This window comes from Mesorhizobium sp. P2_H9 (assembly GCF_056403215.1).
The window spans coordinates 49,780-69,218 of record NZ_JBFUFX010000005.1; the positions used below are offsets into that span (position 1 = coordinate 49,780).

The following is a 19,439-nucleotide window of genomic DNA, read 5'->3' on the forward strand; positions in this document are numbered from 1 at the left end:
AAGTAAAAGCGATGAGCACCGTACGGCCCGCGGACGCTCTAAGCCATTGAATCTACACCCCTTGGTTTCCCCGTCGAAGGTCAGATGGGCAAAAGTCGGTGCCGATTTCGAATGGATACTGTGGCGCGCCCCAAAAAGGGGCGCGCGGCATTCCGGAACGCGGCGCTTTAGGCCGGAATCCTGACGATCACGTCGGTCTTGTCGCCGGCCTTGGGTTCGAAAGACGACCCTTTTGTCTTGGTGCCGTTGACCTCGAGCGAGATAGCCTTGGCTTTTTTGTCGCGGATGACGCGAAGCTTGATTTCGGCGCCCAGCATTTTGAGGGTGGCCGAATAGCCATCCCAATGTCCCGGCAGTTTCGGCCTGAACTGGATGCTCTGGCCGCGCCGTTCGATGCCGAGGATGCTTTCGACCGCGGCCCGGTACAGCCAGCCGGCAGAGCCGGTGTACCAGGTCCAGCCGCCCCGCCCGCCCTTGCCTTCGCCGGCATAGATATCGGCGGCGACGACATAGGGCTCGACCCGATAATGCTCGGCCGCACCCTCATCGAGGGCGTGGTTGGCCGGGTTGAGCATCGAGAAACAGCGGTAGGCGTCGTCGGTGCGCCCCATCTCGGCGAGCGCGATAACGAACCAGGTCGCCGCATGGGTGTACTGGCCGCCATTCTCGCGGACACCCGGCGGATAGCTCTTGATGTAGCCCGGATCCTTCTCCGTCCTGGAGAAGGGCGGGGTGAACAGCTTGACGATCTTGAGCTCGTCATCGACGAGCATCTTTGTCGCCTGCTGCATGGCCGTGGTCGAGCGCGCCGGATCGCCCTCGCCCGAGAGCACGCTCCACGACTGGGCGATCGAGTCGATCTTGCATTCGTCGGAATCGTGCGACCCCAGTGGCGTGCCGTCGTCAAAGCTGCCGCGGCGATACCATTGCCCGTCCCAGGCGGTGCTTTCCAGCGCCCGCTTCAGCACGTCGGCATGCTTGGTCCAAGCCTGCCCTCGCTTGCTGTCGCCTTGCGTCTTGGCGACAGCGGCAAAGTCGCCCAGCGTCTTCAGAAGGAACCAGCCCAKCCAGACGCTCTCGCCCCTGCCCTGCTCGCCGACGCGGTTCATGCCGTCGTTCCAGTCGCCGCCAAGGATCAGCGGCAGTCCGGCAGGGCTGCTGCGCTTGACGGCAAGGTCGAGCGCCCGCGCGCAATGGTCGTAGAGCGAGGCGGTGGTCTTGGAGATTTCAGGGGTGAAGAAGGCATCGTGCTCGCCCTCACCCAGCACCTGCCCGTCGATGAAGGGCAGTTGCTCCTTGAGGATCGCGGTGTCGCCGGTCACCAGCAGATAACGTGCGGTGGCGTGCGCCAGCCAGACCACGTCGTCCGAGATCATGGTGCGCACGCCCGCATCGGTGCGCGGCAACCACCAATGCTGCACATCGCCCTCGGGGAATTGCCGCCGCGCCGCGTTGAGGATCTGGTCGCGCGCCAGTTTCGGATCGTGCGCCAGAAGGGCCAGCGTGTCCTGCAGCTGGTCGCGGAAGCCGAAGGCGCCACTCGCCTGGTAGAAGGCGGAGCGGGCGCGGATGCGGCAGGCAAGGCTCTGATAGGGCAGCCAGTGGTTGACCATGGCGTCGAGCGCCTTGTCCGGCGTCTCGACCTGGATGGTGTCGAGGAAGCCGCGCCACTCGCGCTCATTGTCGGCCAGCCGCTGATCGAAATCCTTACCGCGGTGGGTCTGCACCAGGGCACTGGCCTCCTCGGGAGAAGCTGCGTCGCCGAGCAGCCAGAGCAGTGTCACGTCGCCGCCGGCGGGGATGTCGACGTCGCGTGCGATGGCAGCACAAGGATCGTCGCCAGCCTCGACCCGGCCCGACAGGCCAGCACCGCTCAGCACAGCATGCGGCAGCTCGCTGGTGCCGTTCCTGCCGATGAACTCGCCGCGGTCGGATGTCACCGAATGCACGGCGCCATCGGCGGCCAGGAAAGCCACCCGTTCGGCAAAATCCAGCCCGTAGGGATTTTGCGCCAAGAGCGCGCCGGTGGCGGCATCCCTTGACGAAACGATGGTTGCAGCCGTGCGCGACCGATGACCGCCAAGCACCCATTCGGCATAGGCGTAGACGCGCAGCCGCGCCGGCAGCGAACCCGAATTCTGGATGCGCAGCCGCGTGATCTTCACCGGGTCGAGCGGATCCACGACATGGGTCAGGTCCATCGACAGCGGCCCGCGCCTGGAGCGGAAGGTCGAAAAGCCCTGGCCGTGCCATGTCTCATAGGTCATGGCCGGATCGCGTACCACGGCGGCTGTCGGCGAGAACGCCCGGCCGCTGGCATGGTCGTAAATGTAGATGCCCTCGCCCGGCCGGTTTGAGACCGGATCGTTCGACCACGGCGTCAGCTGATAGTCGCGGCTGTTGCGGCTCCAGGTGAAGGCAGCGCCCTCCGCCGAAACGTGGAAGCCGAACGAGGCGTTGGAGACGACGTTGATCCATGGCTGCGGCGTTGTGCGCCGGCCGGCAAGGCGGGTGACATAGTGGCGTCCGTCGCCTTCGAAGCCGCCAAACCCGTTCCACAGGCTGAGACCGCTGCCGTCAGCACTGCTATCGACCGGAGCATGAAATACCGGCGCGCTCGGCACCGGCAAGGACGGTTCGCGAAGGGTTGTCGTACCCGGCGGCAACAGTGCATCGCGCGCCTGCAGCGCTGCCGCCTCGGCGCGCTCGATCTGGTCGAAGATGGTGCCGTTGCGGGTGTGCAGCACGACGCGGGCGACGGCGAGCAAGGTCTTGTAGGTCGCCTCGTCCATCAGGTCGCGGCGCACGGCAAAGATGTGCTGGCGCGGCCCGAGTTCCTTGCCGCGCAAGCGGCTGTTTTCGCACAGCGTCTCGACGGCGCGCTGCAGGTCCTGCACGTAGGACGAAGCCTGCTCGTTGACGACGACGAAGTCGATCATCATGCCGCGGGCGCGCATGTACTCCTGGAAGCGAAGCGCCTGGGCGACGATCTCCAGATCGGCGACGTCGCCGATCCTGACCAGGAAGATCGGGAAGTCGCCGGAGATGCTGGTCGGCCACAGGCTGGATTGCTTGCCGAGCCCCGACGCGATGGATTCCGCGGGAAGGCGCAGGAACGGATCGGGATAGATCAGGTAGCGCGCCAGCTTCTGCACATTGGCGGCGTCGGTCAGGCTGAGGCCGAGATGGCGTGTCTGCACCTGGCTGCGCGTCCAGGCGAGCATCGCCTGGCGGGCGAAGCTTTCGGGATGATCGAGCCGCGCGACGGCTTCATCCAGTTCGGCACGGTTGGCGCCAACCACGGTCCAGAAGGTCAGCGAGATCTTCTTGTTGGCGGGAACGCGCACTTGCCGGCGCAGCGAAGCGACCGGGTCGAGCGTGAAGCCGGAATGGCCGCTAAGTTTGGCGCCCTGATCGAAGGCGGCGGCCTCGGCGATGGTGCGGCCGCGACCGATGAAGGCGCGACGATCGGTCTCCGCCCCGGCATCACGCGCCGACCCGGACGGATCGGTGACGAAATGCACCACGGTCACGTCTGGTTCATTCTTGTCGCGCTTGCGCCGAGTGGCGAAGATCGCCGCGTTGTTGGCCGCGATCTCGGTTTCCACGAACATCTTGGAAAAGGCCGGATGCGCATTGTCCGACGTCTCGGAACCCAGCACCAGTTCGGCAAAGGAGGTCACTTCGATATGCCGGTCGGTGGCGCCGTCATTGAACAGCGTGACCCGCCGTCCCTCGCCATTGCCTTCCGAGATGACGATGCATTCGACCTCGGAACGCAGCGATCCCACCGATTTGACGAAACTCGCCTTGTCGTCGGAAAACAGCGTCTGCACCCGTTCATCGGTTGCACGCTTCGGCTCTGATGTGGCCGACCACCAGTCGCCGGTGCCGGCATCCCTAAGGAAGATATAGGAGCCAAGCCGGTCCTCGGTCGGGTCCGGCTGCCAGCGGGTGACGGCAAGTTCGCCCCAGCGGCTATAGCCGGAGCCGGTGGCGGTGACCATGACCGAGTAGCGGCCATTGGACATGACGCTGGTCGAACGCAGCGCCCTGGCCGGATCGAGGATGATCCGGGAATCCGGGCTCTCGAGCTCGGTTTCGTCCTTCGACCGCTCGTCGGCCTCCGTCCTTACGGTGGCGGTCGGGATGTCGCGTGGCGCCCTCTCCTGCAGCAGCAGTTCGGCCGACTCAATCACCGGGTCGCTGTGGAAGCGGTCACGCAGGCGGCCTTCGAAGATGGCGTTGGCAACGGCGGCGATCGACATTCCGGAGTGGTGGGCCATGTAGTTCAAGACGACGGCATGGTCGGTGCCCTCAGGCACGCGCTGCGGCGTGAAATCGACTGCGTCGTAATAGCCGTGCCGGCCAAGGGCGCCGATCGCCTTCAACCTGGCCAGATTCCGGACGGATTCGCGCGGCGTGAACTGCGCCGCCAGCACGGTCGCGTAAGGCGCGATCACCGTGTTCTGGCCCAGGCCGCGCTTCAGGCCGAGGCCCGGCACGCCGAAATTGGTGTACTGGTAGGTCAGTTCGCGATCGCGGGCGTTGTAGGCCGCTTCCGAAATCCCCCATGGCACGTTCTTCGAGCGGGCATACTGGATCTGGCGCTTGATGATCAGCTTGCTGGTCTGGTTGAGGATCGAGCCTTGCGGCTCCTTCATCACCAGCGGCGGCATCAGATACTCGAACATCGAGCCGGACCAGGACATCAGCGCGCCCTGGAAACCGATCTCGACGATCGGCCGGCCAAGCCGGAACCAGTGCTCGGTCGGCAGGTCGCCCTTGGCGATGGCGAACAGGCTGGTCAGCCGCGCCTCCGAGGCGAGCAGGTCGTAGCAACTCTCGTCGAGCTGGTGTTCCTCGACCCGGTAGCCGATCGACAGCAGCTTGCGCTCCTGCCGCAGCAGGAAGGCGAATTCCATCTCGAAGGCAAAGCGGCGCGTACGCTCGCGCAACGCCAGCAGCTTGGCACGCAAGGCTTCGATGGCGTTTTCGTCGCTGTGCGAGTCATGCACATGCGCCTCGCAGGTCGCCTCCAGCCGCGCCGCCCAGTCGGCGATGACGTCGCTGCGCGGCGATGCGGCCTCGGTGTGGATGGCGGTCGCGAGCTTGCGAATCTCGCCGGCCAGCACCGCCAGGTTGATGGTACGGATCGACGCCATTTCCGGCTGCGCCTTGATCGTCATCACCGCGCGCCGCATGCCGTCGAGGCGGTCGGCCAGACGCTGGCGCAACGGCCTGAGCTGACGACGGTCGTCGGGCAGTTCCTCGAGGCTCTCATCGAGGATCGTCACCGTATCGAGAACGCCTTCGAAATCGCCCTGCAGATGCACGGACGGCGCTTCGGCCCATTCGGCGCAGGCGGCAGCCACTGCCACCAGGTGGCCAGCGAGATTGCCGCTGTCGACGGCCGAGATATAGAGCGGATAGAGCGGCTTCAGCGTCGTCGTATCGTACCAGTTGAACAGATGGCCGCGGTTGCGCGGCATGCTCTCGATGGTCGTCATCGTCGCATCGATGCGGGTGATGGCATCGGACAGGCTGATCCAGCCGAAATCGCGCGCTGAAACCACGGACAAGAGATAGACGCCGATATTGGTCGGCGACGTGCGCGGCGCCACCACCGGCGCCGGGCTTTCCTGGAAATTGTCAGGCGGCAGATTGTGATGCTCTGACGTCACGAAGGTTTCGAAATAATGCCAGGTGCGCCGCGCCACCGTGCGCAGCGCATGGATGTCGGCCGCCGATATGCGCAGCCGGTCCTCGGTTTCGGCCGAGCGGCTGATCCAGGCGGCAATGGCCGGCGAGCCGATCCAGAACAAAGCGAAGAAGAAGGCGACGAAGGCGCCGGTGGAATCGGCCAGCACCGGAATGGCGAGGCCGACGAAGCCGATGATCACGGCGCCATACATCATGCCGTAATAGGAGCCGATATCGTTGTCGCCGCTCTTATGCGCCTGCGACGCCGTGCGCCATTCCAACAGGTTCTGTCGGCTGACAAACAGGCGGTAGAGCGTACGCACAATGGCATCGCCCATCATCCAGGCATTGTGCGCCATCAGCACGATCTTCAGCGCCACCATGGCGGTGCCGAAGGCGACATCGCGCGCCAAAGCGGAGAAGTGGCCGCGCGCCGTCTGGTCGCCACTCTTCGGCAGGATGGCGTTGACGATATTGAAGGTCGGCGCCATGAACAGGCTGAGGATCAGCAGGGCCTGCCATTGCGCGGCCTGCGTGAACGGCAGCAGCGTCCAGCCGGCGATCGCCGCCATCACCCAGAAGATCGGCGTCAGCGAGCGGCGCAAATTGTCGACCATCTTCCAGCGCGACAGCGCCGGCACGCCGGAGCGCGGGTCGAGGATGAAACCGAGAAGCTGCCAGTCGCCACGCGCCCAGCGATGGTGACGCGACGCATCGACCGAATAGCGGGTCGGATAGTCCTCGACCAGCTCGACGTCGGTGACCAGCGCTGAGCGCGCCAGCGCGCCTTCGAGCAGGTCGTGGCTGAGAATGGTGTTTTCCTCGATGCGGCCTTTCAGCGCCGCCTCGAAGGCGTCGACGTGATAGAGGCCTTTGCCGGTGAAGGAGCCGTCGCCGAAGACGTCCTGGTAGAGATCCGACACGGCAAAGACGTAAGGATCGAGACCGCGATTGGCGGAAAACACCCGCTGGAAGAACGAGGCGTCGTCGCCGCTGGTCAGGGACGCGGTGATGCGCGGCTGCAGGATGGTGTAGCCGGCGGTCACAACGCGCTTGGCCGCGTCGAAATGCGGACGGTTGAGCGGGTGGCAAAGCTTGCCGACCAGCGTGGCGACGGCGTCACGGGTGGTGCGGGTATCTGCGTCCAGCGTCATCACGTGAACGACGTTCTCCGGCAACGGCACACCGGGCGGCAGGAAAGTCGTATCGCTGTCGCCGCGCAGCAGCAGATCCAGTTCGTGCAGCTTGCCGCGCTTGCGCTCCCAGCCCATCCAGCAGCCTTGAGCGGCATTGTAGAGCCGGCGGCGGTGCAGGACATAGAAGCGCGGTGCGCCCTCTGAGGGATAGCGGGCATTCAGCCGGGCGATCTCGTCGCGGGCATATTGCAGGATCTCGACGTCGGCCGCATCGATTTCGGTCTTCGAGTCCGGCCAGTCCGAAAGCAGCGCGAAATGGATTTCATCGGCCGTGTTGGCGAGATGATGCACTTCGATGTTGCGGATGCTTTCCTCGACGTCGTCGCGCGAGCCGATCAGCGATGGCACCACGACCAGCGTGCGCGCCTCGGCCGGCACGCCGTGCCTGTAGTCATAGCCGATGAGCCGCGTCGGCTTCAGGAACAGCGACACGACGGTGTTGAAGAAGGCGAGCGCGCCTTCGCTCGCCGGCACGGCAAACAGCACCAGCATGAGGACGATCGACGGCACCGACAGGCCGAGATTGGCCAGCGCATTGCCGGAAAGGACCAGAAGCAGCGCCGTCAGCGCAAACACTGGCACGACGATGCCGAGCCAGCCGGTCCTGGCGAATGCCCGTTTGACCGCAACGCTGATGGTCGGCCGATAGCCGATCGCCTTTTCCAGCTCCTGCCGGCGCGGACCGACGAGAAAGAACCCGACATCGGCCTTGGCAACCGGATCGGAAGGGGTCGCATAAGTGCCTGAGGCATCGCCTGGAGCGGCATGGCCGGCAAGCTCGATCGCCGTTTCAGCGACACGAAATTCGGAAAGATCGGAGCGGCGCGCCAGCTCCTCGATCGAAGTCCGATACTGGTCGCGCGAGAAGAAATCGAGCGCGGCGAAATCGGTGCGTTCGCGCAGCAGCGTGTCGATGCGGCTGACGCCCTCGAACCACACCGTCCAGTCGACGTCGTTGATGAGACGCAGGCCGCGGATGATGTTGCCGGTGGTGACGTTGCCGCCGGACAGCGTGCGATGCTCGCTGATGATGATTTCCTCGGCGTCGGAGCCGGTCTTCTCGAGCTCACCCTCCAGCCATTCCAGCGCCCGGCCGGCATTCTGCGATCCATCGCGCAGGCGGTAGAGCAACTGGGTGGCGAAGGTGGTGTCCTGCGCATGGGCGCCGTAGTTTGCAAGGATCGCCTGGCGGTCGGCGCTGTCGTCGGTGGCCAGCACGCGGTCGGCGACCTCATTGGCAATCTGGCGCATCTGCCTTGTGCGGTTGACGCGAACCGCGATGCGGCGAAGGTTTTCGATCAGGACGAAGCGCAGCAGCGACGGCAGCGCCCACAGCTCGCCGATCTTCAGCGGCTCGATGAACTGAAAACCCTCGACGATCGACTTGAACATGGTCGCCGAGACCGAGCTGTCGGAATGCGCGACATAGGTCCATGCCAGCGCCAGCGCGCGCGGCACGGTGGCGCGTTCGGACAGCTTCAGGGTCGGCAACTGGCGGTAGAAACGGCGCGGCAGGTCGCGCTTGACCTGGAAAATGGTCTCTTCGACCAGATAATTGTTGTCGAGCAGCCATTGCGCCGCCGGTGTGATGGTTTCGCCCCGCGCCTGCGCGGCATTGGTCGAGCGGTAGACTTCGAGAATCTTCTTGGCGCTGTCGCGGATGCGCGCCTGGAAGTCGAATGGCGTCAGGCCAAACAGATCCGCAAGGTCGCCCTTGGCAAGGCTGACGCCCAGCGTGCGCAGACGATCCTCCGGCAGGAAATTGGAGCGTATCGGCTCTTCGGTGATGGCCGGGAAGCTGGCGCTCGTCTTTTCGATCTGGGCAGGATTCGTCTGAATATTCATTGAAAATTCCGCATGGGGGGACGCAATGCGGCGTCACCGCCACGGCAATGTCCCTAAAACCGTTTCAAATGCAATTGGTTGCATCGCAACACTTGGCCGAAAGTTTGTTTTCGCACCGCGACAGGGCGTCATCCCTCAGCAACTCAAAGACGAGCGCCCCACGCTCCCGTCCGCATTTGATCGACGGAAGGATTCGGGCTTTTTCGTGATACGGCCAACAGCTTACGCGATATTTCGCCAGGGTTGCGATCATGTTTGGCAACAGGCGTTAATCGTTGCCGGAAACACCTTCGATGCGGATGACGAACAGGGTCGTCTCCCCGGCCGGCTCGAGGCGCAATTTCCCGGCCCCAGGCCCGAGCAGCAGCGCGTCGAGCGGTCCGATGCTGACCGGTGCTACACCAGCCACCGTGACATCGCCGTCGAGAGGCAGAACGAGGGTCGTATCGGCCGCCGGCTGAACCTCGGTTGGAGCGGAAAGCAGCAAGCGCTCGACCGTGTGGGTCATCCGCCCGCGGCGGGTCATGACGTTGAGATCGGTGATCGGACCGGCGATCAGCGCGGCTGATGTCGACACATCGGCCGGAAAGGCAAGCGGAGCGGAAACCCTGGTCAAGGTGGCCGGCGGCTGGCCGGCGATATCAAGGATGATGCCCTCGCCTTCCAGCACGGCCAGCGTTCGGTCGACGCCGGCAAAGCCGGAGAATGGCCCGCCGCTGTCGACCCGCGCCATCGACACGCGCCAGTCGAAATCGTCGAGCCCGGCGCCGTCAGGTGAAACGGCGATCTCGGTCGTCGTGCCGCCGCCATTCTTCCACGGCATGACGCGGTAGTCGGCTGCCCGCAGGATGCGCATTTGTGCTGCTCAGCCGAGAATGCCTGGCAAATTGAGCTGGTGCTCCTTGGCGCAGGCAATCGCAATGTCGTAACCGGCATCGGCGTGGCGCATGACGCCGGTCGCCGGGTCGTTCCAAAGAACGCGCTCCAGGCGCTTGGCCGCTTCGCGGGTGCCGTCGGCGACGATGACCATGCCGGCATGCTGCGAAAAGCCCATGCCGACGCCGCCGCCATGGTGCAGCGACACCCAGGTGGCGCCAGACGCGGTATTAAGCAGTGCATTGAGCAACGGCCAGTCGGAGACGGCATCCGAGCCGTCCTTCATCGATTCCGTCTCGCGGTTCGGCGAGGCGACCGAGCCGGAATCGAGATGATCGCGGCCGATGACCACTGGTGCCTTGAGTTCGCCCTTGGCCACCATCTCGTTGAAGGCCAGTCCCAGCCTGTGCCTATCGCCGAGACCGACCCAGCAGATGCGGGCCGGCAGGCCCTGGAAGGCGATGCGCTCGCGCGCCATGTCGAGCCAGTTGTGCAGATGGGTGTTGCCGGGCGTCAGTTCGCGAACCTTGGCGTCGGTCTTGTAGATATCCTCGGGATCGCCGGAGAGAGCCGCCCAGCGGAACGGGCCGATGCCGCGGCAAAACAGGGGGCGGATATAGGCCGGCACGAAGCCCGGGAAGGCAAAGGCGTTCTCGAAACCCTCATCCTTGGCCACCTGGCGGATGTTGTTGCCGTAGTCGAGCGTCGGCACGCCGGCGTTCCAGAACGCGACCATGGCCTCGACATGCTCGCGCATCGACGCACGCGCCGCCTTTTCGACAGCCTTGGGGTCGCTGACGCGCTTCTCGCGCCATTCAGCCATCGTCCAGCCCTTCGGCAGATAGCCGTTGATGGGGTCGTGCGCCGAAGTCTGGTCGGTGACCATGTCGGGGCGAATACCGCGCCTGAACATTTCCGGGACGATCTCGGCCGTATTGCCGAGCAGGCCGACCGACTTCGCCTCGCCGGCCTTCGTCCAGCGCTCGATCATCGCCATCGCCTCATCGAGCGTCTCGGCCTTCTCGTCGACGTAGCGGGTGCGCAGGCGGAAATCGATCGAGTCCGGATTGCATTCGATCGCCAGGCAACACGCGCCGGCCATGACGGCCGCCAGCGGTTGGGCGCCGCCCATGCCGCCGAGGCCGCCGGTCAGGATCCATTTTCCCTTGAGATTGCCGCCATAGTGCTGGCGACCGGCTTCGACGAAGGTCTCGTAGGTGCCCTGCACGATGCCTTGCGTGCCAATATAGATCCACGAGCCGGCCGTCATCTGGCCGTACATCATGAGACCCTTCTTATCGAGCTCGTTGAATTTATCCCAGGTCGCCCAGTGCGGCACGATGTTGGAATTGGCAATGAGTACGCGCGGCGCATCGGCGTGGGTGCGGAACACACCGACCGGCTTGCCCGACTGCACCAGCAGCGTCTCGTCGTCGCCAAGCGTCTTCAGCGAGGCGACGATCTGGTCGAAATCGTTCCAGGTGCGGGCGGCACGGCCGATGCCGCCATAGACGACCAGCTCATTGGGGTTCTCGGCGACCTCCGGGTCGAGATTGTTCATCAGCATGCGCAAAGGCGCTTCGGTCTGCCAGCTCCGGGCGTTGAGCTTGTTGCCGCGGGGGCTGCGGACTTCACGAATGTTGTGGCGAGGATCGTTCATGTCGTTCCCTTTCGAAATGAGATGTGCGGCGCGGCTCAGCGCTCAGCCCATGAAATCGCTTTTTCGAGAATTTTCTTCAGCGTCGCGCGGATCGGCGCTGCGAATTCGGCGTCATAAGGCACGGGCCAAGTGTCGGGTGCGCCCTTCCCCTCGGGCTCGCGCATGTAGCCGCGATTAGACAACTCCATCTGCAGCGCATGGACGCCGTTCTGCGGTTGGCCGAAATGGCGCGTAATCCAACCGCCCTTGAAACGGCCATTGACAACAGACGTTTCGCCGGTCTCGGCCATGATCTGGCCGACCATCGCTTGCAGCACAGGGTCGGCGCTCTTGCCGTCATTGGTGCCGAGGTTGAACACCGGCAGTGTGCCCTCGAACAGGCGTGGCAGCACCGAGCGGATCGAATGGCAGTCATAGACGACGATTTTTTCGTGAAGGGCACGCAGCCTATCGATCTCGGCCTGCAGGGCAGCATGATAGGGCACGAAGAATTTCTCGCGCCGTTCGTCGACCTCCGATGGCCCCGGCTCCTCGCCCTCGCGGTAAAGCGGGTCGCCGTCGAAAGTCTCCGTCGGGCAGAGACCGGTCGTCGCCTGGCCGGGATAGAGTGAAGCGCCCGAGGGATCGCGATTGACGTCGATGACGGTGCGCGAGATCGCCGTGTGAACGACGGTCGCTCCGAGGCCGGCGGCGAAATCATAGAGATTGTCGATCCACCAGTCGCAATCGCGGCGGCCGAGCCAAGGCGATACCAGCCGGTTTTCGAGGCCGGAGAGATCGATGCCGGTATGCGGGATCGACACCAGCAGAGGTGCCGTACCGCGCGTCACGGTGAGCCAGTTGGTCACAATGCCGCTCCCGAAATGGATGGCAGCGCGATTGCGCTTGCCACCCTGACAGCTGCGCCGCTGCGCACCATGGCGATGGCCTTTTCCATGTCTGGGTGAAAATGCCGGTCATTGTCGAGATGCGGCACTTCGGCCCGCACCAGCTTGCGCACCGCTTCAAGGGCTACGCTCGACGCCAAAGGCGCATGGAAATCGCAGCCTTGCGCCGCGGCCAGCAATTCGATGCCGATGACTGCCGTCGCGTTCTCGACCATGCCAATCAGCCGGCGCGCGCCGTGCGCAGCCATCGAGACATGGTCCTCCTGGTTGGCGGAGGTCGGGATGGAATCGACGCTGGCCGGATAGGCTTTCTGCTTGTTCTCGGAGACGAGTGCGGCCGCCGTCACCTGCGGGATCATGAAGCCGGAGTTCAAGCCGGGCTTCGGCGTCAGGAAGGCCGGCATGCCGGACAGCGCCGGATCGACCAGCATGGCGATGCGGCGCTCCGACAGCGAGCCGATCTCGCAGACGGCGAGCGCGATCATGTCGGCGGCGAAGGCCACCGGCTCGGCGTGGAAATTGCCACCGGAAAGTGCTGTGTCGTCCTCGGCGAAGATCAGCGGATTGTCGGTGACGCCATTGGCCTCGGTGCCGAGCGTATCGGCAGCCTGGCGCAGCACGCTGAGTGCGGCGCCCATAACCTGTGGCTGGCAGCGCAAGCAGTAAGGATCCTGCACGCGCTCGTCACCGACGCGGTGCGATTCACGGATGGCACTGCCGGCCATCAGATTGCGCAGCGCCTGCGCCGTCTCGATCTGGCCGGGGTGTTTCCTGAGCAGATGGATGCGCGGATCAAAGGGCGCGTCCGAGCCTTTTGCGGCATCGGTCGACAGCGCGCCGGCGACCAGCGCCGACTGATAGAGCACTTCAGCCTCGAACAAAGCAGCCAGCGCATAGGCGGTCGAAAACTGGGTGCCGTTGAGCAGCGCAAGACCTTCCTTGGCGCCAAGCGTCACCGGCTCCAGCCCGTGCGAGACGAAAGCGACCTTGGCCGGGAAACGGCCATGCGGGGTAAAACATTCGCCGACGCCGATCATCACCGCCGTCATATGCGACAGCGGCGCGAGGTCGCCGGAGGCGCCGACCGAGCCTTGCGCCGGCACCACCGGGATGACGTCGTTGGCCAGCATCGCTTCCAGAAGTTCGATGGTCTGTGGCCGCACGCCTGAAGCGCCCTGCGCCAGACTGGCCAGCTTCAGCGCCATCATCAGCCTGGTAACAGCGACCGGCATCGGCTCGCCGACACCGGCGGCATGCGACAGCACGATGTTGCGCTGCAGGGTTTCGAGATCGGCAGCGGGAATGCGGACGCTGGCCAGTTTGCCGAAGCCGGTGTTGATGCCATAGACCGGTTCACCCTTGGCGACGATGCGGGCGACCGCCTCGGCACTGGCCTTGATTTTGGGACGGCACGCATCGTCCAGCTTCGGCACGGCGCCACGATAGATGGCGCGCCATTCGGCCAGCGTTGCGTTGCCGGGCTTGAGGGTGAGTTCGGTCATTGTCCTCTCCAGATGCGGGCATGCAGCGGGTTGAAGCCCATGCGATAGACGAGTTCGGCCGGGCGCTCGATGTTCCAGATCGCCAGGTCGGCGGATTTTCCCGCCTCGAGTGTGCCGGTCTGGCCCAGCAGCCCAAGCGCACGCGCGGCCTCGCGGGTGACGCCGGCCAGACATTCGTCGACCGTCAGGCCAAAGAGCGTCGCCGCCATGTTCATGGTCAACAGCAGCGAGGTCAGCGGTGAGGTGCCGGGATTGTTGTCGGTGGCAACCGCCATTTTGACGCCGTGCTGGCGAAACAGGCCGACCGGCGGCTTCTTGGTCTCGCGGATGAAGTAGTAGGCGCCGGGCAGGATCGTCGCCACGGTTCCGGCCTTGGCCATCGCCGCGGCGCCCGCCTCGTCGGTGTATTCGAGGTGATCGGCCGACAGCGCATCATAGCGCGCGGCGAGTTCGGCGCCGTGCAGGTTGGAGAGCTGATCGGCATGGAGTTTTACGGGCAGGCCTGCCGCCTTGGCTGCATCGAAGACGCGCGCCATCTGCTCCGGCGAAAAGGCAATGCCTTCGCAAAAACCGTCGACGGCGTCTGCCAGGCCTTCGGCGGCGACCGCTGGGAGAATCGTCTTTGCCACCAGATCGATAAAAGCATCCTTGTCGCCCTTGGCTTCCGGCGGCAGGGCGTGAGCGCCGAGGAAGGTTGTGCGCACCGTCACCGGCCGCTCTTTGCCCAACTGCCGCGCCGCGCGCAGCGATTTTGTCTCGTTTTCGAGGTCGAGCCCGTAGCCCGACTTTATTTCGACTGTGGTGACGCCTTCGGCGATCAGCGCATTGAGGCGCGGCAGCGACTGAGCGACCAGTTCGTCCTCGCTGGCGGTTCGCAGCGCCTTGACCGAGGAGACGATACCGCCGCCGGCCCTGGCGACCTCTTCATAGGTGGCGCCGGCAAGCCGCATCTCGAATTCGTTGGCGCGGTTGCCGGCATGGACGAGGTGGGTATGGCAGTCGATCAGCCCAGGCGTGATCCAGCGGCCTTCGCAATCGATGGTCTCCGCGCCCTGAGCGAGCGCCGCCGGCATCTCCGTTTCGGGGCCGGCAAAGACAATGAGACCATGGCGCGCGGCAACAGTCCCGTGTTCGACGATGCCGAGGCCAGCGGCGCTTTCGGCCATGGTCGCCAGGCGCGCATTGCACCAGATGCGAACCGCCCCTGCCCGGCTTTTGCTTTCTGCAGCCATCATCTTTTCCGTTTGATTGGATGACGATTATGTATATACATATTGAAACGCACTGCAAGTGCTATCATCGCATGAGACCATCATCGCATAGGACATTGGGAACCGGAGAGAAAAGTGACGGCGATCTTTGCGGAACAGGCGCTCCTGCCTGACGGCTGGCATGCCAATGTGCGGATCGCTACCAGCGACGGCCGCATCGCCACGGTCGAATCGAACACGTCATCCCTGCCCGGCGATGAGCGCCACGGCATTCTCTTCCCGGGCATCCCGAACCTGCACAGCCACGCCTTCCAGCGCGGCATGGCCGGTCTTGCCGAATTGCGCGGCCCCTCAGCCGACAGTTTCTGGAGCTGGCGCGAGGTCATGTACCGTTTTGCGCTGTCAATGACGCCGGACCAGGTCGAGGCCGTCGCTGCCCAGCTCTATGTTGAGATGCTGGAGGCCGGGTTCTCGCGCGTCGGCGAGTTTCATTATCTCCACCACGACCGTGATGGAAAACCCTATGCCAATATCGCCGAGATGGCCGAACGCATCGCGGCTGCCGCTTCAGAAACCGGCATCGGCCTGACGCTGCTGCCGGTGTTCTATGCGCATTCGTCCTTCGGCGGTGCCGCCCCCAACGAAGGCCAACGGCGATTCATCAACGATGTGGGCAGGTTCGCGCGGCTTGTTGAGAAAGCCCGCGAATCGGTCCGCGCGTTGAATCACGCCGTGGTCGGCGTTGCTCCGCATAGTCTGCGTGCCGCGACGCCGGAGGAACTCACTGCAGTCGCCGCGATAACGCCCGATGGGCCGATCCATATCCACGTCGCCGAACAGGTCAAAGAAGTCGAGGATTGCCTGGCCTGGTCCGGGTCGCGGCCGGTCGAATGGCTGCTCGCCAATGCCAAGCTCGACCATCGTTGGTGCCTGATCCACGCCACCCACATGACCGAGGCGGAAACGATCGGCATGGCCAAAAGCGGCGCCATCGCCGGCCTCTGCCCGATCACCGAGGCCAATCTTGGCGACGGCACGTTTGCCGCACCTTTGTTCACGCAGCACGGCGGCCGCTTCGGCATCGGCTCCGATTCCAACGTGCTGATCGGCCTGCCCGACGAGTTGCGGCAGCTCGAATATTCGCAGCGCCTGGCGCACCGCGCCCGTAACGTGCTGGCCGTCGCCGGTGGCTCGACTGGGCGTGCTCTGTTTGATGCGGCACTCGATGGCGGTAGTGCAGCGCTTGGCGCCGGTCCGTCACGCATCGCTGCCGGTGCTCCGGCTGATTTCGTGTCGCTGGACGGCAACCACCCCTCGCTGACCGGCAAGAGCGACGATGCCGTGCTGGACGCCTGGATCTTCGCCAATGGCAGCAAGGTCGATTGCGTCTGGGTGCATGGCCAGAAACTGGTCAGCGGTGGCAGGCACGCGAGGCGCGATGCCATTGCCGCGCGCTTTCGCCAGGTAATGACGGTACTTGCGGCATGAGCATGATCGCGGCATTGGATGCGGAGGGTGGCGGCTCGCTCCACCAGCGCATCCTGTCCGACATCAGCGAAAAAATCCTGTCCGGCGCCTGGGCGCCCGGCCACCGCATCCCGTTCGAGCATGAGCTGACGGCGGAATATAATTGCTCGCGCATGACGGTGAACAAGGCGCTGTCGCAGCTAGCCAAGGCCGGGCTGATCGAGCGGCGGCGGCGCTCCGGCAGTTTCGTGCGCCGGCCGCAGTCGCAAGCGGCGGTGCTGGAAATCCACGACATCAGGATCGAGGTTGAGGCGCTCGGCCTGCCCTACCGCTATGAGCGGGTGGCGCGGCTGAAACGGCGCAGCAGCACCGACGATCGCAGCTTGCTGGAACTCAGCGCCGCAGGACCGGTTCTGGCGCTGGAATGCCGACATTTCGCCGGCAAGCGGCCGTTCGCCCATGAACAGCGGCTGATCAATCTAGCGGCGGTGCCTGAAGCAGCTGACGAGGAGTTTCTCGGCACCGCGCCGGGTCCATGGCTGATCGGCCGCGTGCCGTGGAGTGCCGCCGAGCACCGCATTCGCGCCATCGCCGCCGATAAGCACATTGCTGCGGCGCTCGATATCGAAACCGGCGCGCCATGCCTGGTGGTCGAGCGCAGGACATGGAGCGCCGAGCACCCGGTGACGCATGTGCGCTTTATTTATCCGGCGGAGAGCCACACGTTGGTTGCAAGGTTCACGCCGTCGCAGGGGTGATTGATCTCCCTCCTTGTGGGGGAGATTGGCAGCTTCAACTTTGCCTCAAATCGCCGCCGTAATAATAATCTCAACCGTGTATTCCGGGCCGGCAAGCTTGGCTTCGCCTGTGGCGCGGGCGGGCGTGTTGCCTTGCGGCACCCACTTGTCCCATTCCTTGTTCATCTCGGCGAAGGTGCCCATGTCGGCCAGCCAGATGATCGCCTGCAGGATCTTGGTCTTGTCGGTGCCGGCCTTGGCCAGCAATTCGTCGATGGAAGCCAGGATCGACTTGGTCTGCTCGCCAACGCTTGCGCCGGGCGTGCCGACCTGACCGGCGAGATAGACGGTGTTGCCGTGAATGACGATCTGGCTCATGCGCGGGCCAACATCGATGCGACGAATGCTCATGGGATGTTTCCTTCCTTTGTGGTTGCGCCTCTTTAGAGTCGTGACCGGCTTCGGGCAAGGTCGCCGGTGCGAATCCTTTTGAGCCAAGGAAAAAGGCACACGGCAAGTTGACCGGGACGCCGCAATTCCGCCGGATTGGCTTGTTGACTAATGTAATAACATCACATATCCAATCGGCCGCTGCCCGCTGCCGCCCGTATCGCCCACGGATCGTTGAATGACAACAAACTGCCTGACCTTCCGCGACCTGACGCTTGGCTATGGCAGCCACCCGGCGATCCATCATCTCGACGGCACCATACGCAAGGGCTCATTGACCGCCGTGGTCGGTGCCAATGGTTCGGGCAAGTCAACTTTGATGAAAGGTATCGTCGGCGTATTGAAGCCGATGGCGGGTGCTGTGACGCGGGCCCCCGGCGTGCGTGCCGCCTATCTGCCGCAGCAGTCGGAACTCGACCGCTCCTTCCCTGCCCGCGTCGTCGATCTGGTCTCGCTTGGCCTGTGGCCAAAGCGAGGCATGCTCGGCCGTTACACCAATGAAGATCGCGAGTCCGTCAGCCAGGCGCTGATGGCTGTCGGCCTCGGCGGTTTTGAGAAGCGGCCGATCGACACGCTGTCGGGCGGCCAGCTGCAACGCACGCTGTTTGCCCGCGTGCTGTTGCAGGACGCCGACCTGATCCTGCTCGACGAACCGTTCAACGCCGTCGACAGCAAGACGGTCGGTGACCTGATCGCGCTGATCAAGCGCTGGCACGGCGAGGAACGCACCATCATGGTCGTCGTCCACGACCTCGATCTGGTGCGGCAGAATTTCCCCGAAACGCTGCTTTTGGCGCGCCAGCCGATCGCCTGGGGCGAGACGAAGGAGACGCTGCGGCCGGAAAACCTGTTGCGCGCCCGCCGCTTCCACGAGGCCTGGGAAGAAAACGCGCCGTGGTGCGAGCCGGACGGCCACGATCACGCGCATGACCACAGCGGCCACGACCATGCTCATGGGCACGACCATGATCATGACCATCATCACGGCCCAGGACCGAGGGCGGCCTAATGGACTTTTTCTACGGCCTCTTCATCGCGCCCTTCGCCGATTTCGGCTTCATGCAACGGGCGCTGTTCGGCTCGCTGATGCTGTCGCTCGGCGCATGCCCGGTCGGTGTGTTCCTGATGCTGCGGCGCATGAGCCTGTCGGGTGACGCCATGGCCCACGCCATCCTGCCCGGCGCTGCCGCCGGCTTCCTGCTGTACGGCCTGGAAATCCTGCCGATGACCATTGGCGGCCTGATCGCCGGCATCATCGTCGCGCTCGGCGCCGGCGCTGTATCGCGCTTCACCATCCAGCGCGAGGACGCCTCGATGGCGGCCTTTTATCTGATTTCGCTGGCCATCGGCGTGCTGATGGTGTCGATCAGAGGCTCCAGCGTCGATCTCATGCATGTGCTGTTCGGCACCGTTCTGGCGCTCAACAATGAAGCGCTGACGCTGATCGGCGGTATCGTGTTGCTGACGCTGGTCAGCCTCGCCATTTTCTGGCGGGCTCTGGTCGCCGAATGCCTCGACCCGCTGTTCCTGCGCTCAGTCAGCCGGCTCGGCAGCCCAGTGCATTTCATCTTCCTCGGCCTCGTCGTGCTCAACCTCGTCGGCGGTTTTCAGGCGCTCGGCACGCTTCTGTCGGTCGGGTTGATGATGCTGCCGGCCGCCGCCGCCCGCTTCTGGACGACACGTGTCGAGCCGATGTGCGTGCTGGCGGTGCTGATCGGCTTTGCCTCATGCATTGCCGGGCTGCTGTTGTCCTATCACGCCTCGCTGCCATCCGGCCCGGCCATCATCCTGTCGGCGGGCGTCGTCTACTTCGCTTCGATCCTGTTCGGCACGCGCGGCATTCTGCGCGCCCGCATCATCCACCACCGTCACAGAACGGCCTGATCCCCCCTAACAAGGAGACCT

At 64.5% G+C, this 19,439-nt stretch carries 11 protein-coding genes; 4 read left to right on the forward strand and 7 right to left on the reverse strand.

All coding sequences use genetic code 11. The annotated features are described in order from the left end of the window. Positions 1 to 167 precede the first annotated feature (167 nt). The 6 genes from AC1DXN_RS10485 to hutI form a co-directional block, all read right to left on the reverse strand. Positions 168 to 8,744, reverse strand: coding sequence for a glycoside hydrolase family 94 protein (locus AC1DXN_RS10485; RefSeq protein ID WP_477421542.1), 8,577 nt, complete (start codon positions 8,742 to 8,744; stop codon positions 168 to 170). 268 nt (positions 8,745 to 9,012) lie between these two features. Continuing rightward, positions 9,013 to 9,600: a HutD/Ves family protein gene (locus tag AC1DXN_RS10490; protein ID WP_477242744.1), complete on the reverse strand. Its 588-nt coding sequence runs from the start codon at positions 9,598 to 9,600 to the stop codon at positions 9,013 to 9,015. A 9-nt stretch (positions 9,601 to 9,609) separates the two neighbouring features. After that, positions 9,610 to 11,280, reverse strand: a complete 1,671-nt coding sequence (hutU, locus tag AC1DXN_RS10495) for a urocanate hydratase (RefSeq protein WP_477273477.1) — start codon at positions 11,278 to 11,280, stop codon at positions 9,610 to 9,612. Between the two features lie 35 nt (positions 11,281 to 11,315). Next, entirely contained in the window at positions 11,316 to 12,131 is an 816-nt protein-coding gene (hutG, locus tag AC1DXN_RS10500) for an N-formylglutamate deformylase (RefSeq protein ID WP_477274002.1), read from the reverse strand. Then, positions 12,125 to 13,669, reverse strand: a complete 1,545-nt coding sequence (hutH, locus tag AC1DXN_RS10505; RefSeq protein WP_477273479.1) for a histidine ammonia-lyase — start codon at positions 13,667 to 13,669, stop codon at positions 12,125 to 12,127. Before hutH ends, hutG begins: the two co-directional genes overlap by 7 nt. Continuing rightward, complete coding sequence (gene hutI, locus AC1DXN_RS10510; protein WP_477242741.1) at positions 13,666 to 14,901, reverse strand: imidazolonepropionase; 1,236 nt, start codon at positions 14,899 to 14,901, stop codon at positions 13,666 to 13,668. The genes hutH and hutI overlap by 4 nt, the downstream gene beginning before the upstream one ends. A 114-nt stretch (positions 14,902 to 15,015) precedes the next feature. Between hutI and AC1DXN_RS10515 the strand changes: the two genes are divergently transcribed. Both AC1DXN_RS10515 and hutC read left to right on the forward strand, forming a co-directional pair. Then, on the forward strand, positions 15,016 to 16,368 hold the full coding sequence (locus AC1DXN_RS10515; protein WP_477273481.1) for a formimidoylglutamate deiminase: 1,353 nt from the start codon (positions 15,016 to 15,018) through the stop codon (positions 16,366 to 16,368). Next, positions 16,365 to 17,105: a histidine utilization repressor gene (gene hutC / locus AC1DXN_RS10520; RefSeq protein WP_477273483.1), complete on the forward strand. Its 741-nt coding sequence runs from the start codon at positions 16,365 to 16,367 to the stop codon at positions 17,103 to 17,105. Before AC1DXN_RS10515 ends, hutC begins: the two co-directional genes overlap by 4 nt. A gap of 45 nt (positions 17,106 to 17,150) precedes the next feature. Here hutC and AC1DXN_RS10525 read toward each other — a convergent pair whose 3' ends face one another. After that, positions 17,151 to 17,495, reverse strand: coding sequence for a RidA family protein (locus tag AC1DXN_RS10525; protein WP_354459415.1), 345 nt, complete (start codon positions 17,493 to 17,495; stop codon positions 17,151 to 17,153). Between the two features lie 217 nt (positions 17,496 to 17,712). Here AC1DXN_RS10525 and aztA point away from each other — a divergent pair, with 217 nt between their 5' ends. Then, entirely contained in the window at positions 17,713 to 18,543 is an 831-nt protein-coding gene (aztA, locus tag AC1DXN_RS10530; RefSeq protein ID WP_477242738.1) for a zinc ABC transporter ATP-binding protein AztA, read from the forward strand. Further along, positions 18,543 to 19,418 carry a zinc ABC transporter permease AztB gene (gene aztB / locus AC1DXN_RS10535; RefSeq protein WP_477273485.1) on the forward strand — a complete coding sequence of 292 codons (876 nt, stop codon included), beginning with the start codon at positions 18,543 to 18,545 and terminating at the stop codon, positions 19,416 to 19,418. The genes aztA and aztB overlap by 1 nt, the downstream gene beginning before the upstream one ends. The last annotated feature ends 21 nt before the right edge of the window (positions 19,419 to 19,439 follow it).

Excerpts from the sequence above, each read along its gene's own strand:
- AC1DXN_RS10490 (WP_477242744.1), bottom strand. The coding sequence starts at position 9,600 with ATGCGCATCCTGCGGGCAGCCGACTACCGCGTCATGCCGTGGAAGAAT.
- hutU (WP_477273477.1), bottom strand. The coding sequence starts at position 11,280 with ATGAACGATCCTCGCCACAACATTCGTGAAGTCCGCAGCCCCCGCGGC.
- hutH (WP_477273479.1), bottom strand. The coding sequence starts at position 13,669 with ATGACCGAACTCACCCTCAAGCCCGGCAACGCAACGCTGGCCGAATGG.
- hutI (WP_477242741.1), bottom strand. The coding sequence starts at position 14,901 with ATGGCTGCAGAAAGCAAAAGCCGGGCAGGGGCGGTTCGCATCTGGTGC.
- hutC (WP_477273483.1), top strand. The coding sequence starts at position 16,365 with ATGAGCATGATCGCGGCATTGGATGCGGAGGGTGGCGGCTCGCTCCAC.
- AC1DXN_RS10525 (WP_354459415.1), bottom strand. The coding sequence starts at position 17,495 with ATGAGCATTCGTCGCATCGATGTTGGCCCGCGCATGAGCCAGATCGTC.
- aztA (WP_477242738.1), top strand. The coding sequence starts at position 17,713 with ATGACAACAAACTGCCTGACCTTCCGCGACCTGACGCTTGGCTATGGC.
- aztB (WP_477273485.1), top strand. The coding sequence starts at position 18,543 with ATGGACTTTTTCTACGGCCTCTTCATCGCGCCCTTCGCCGATTTCGGC.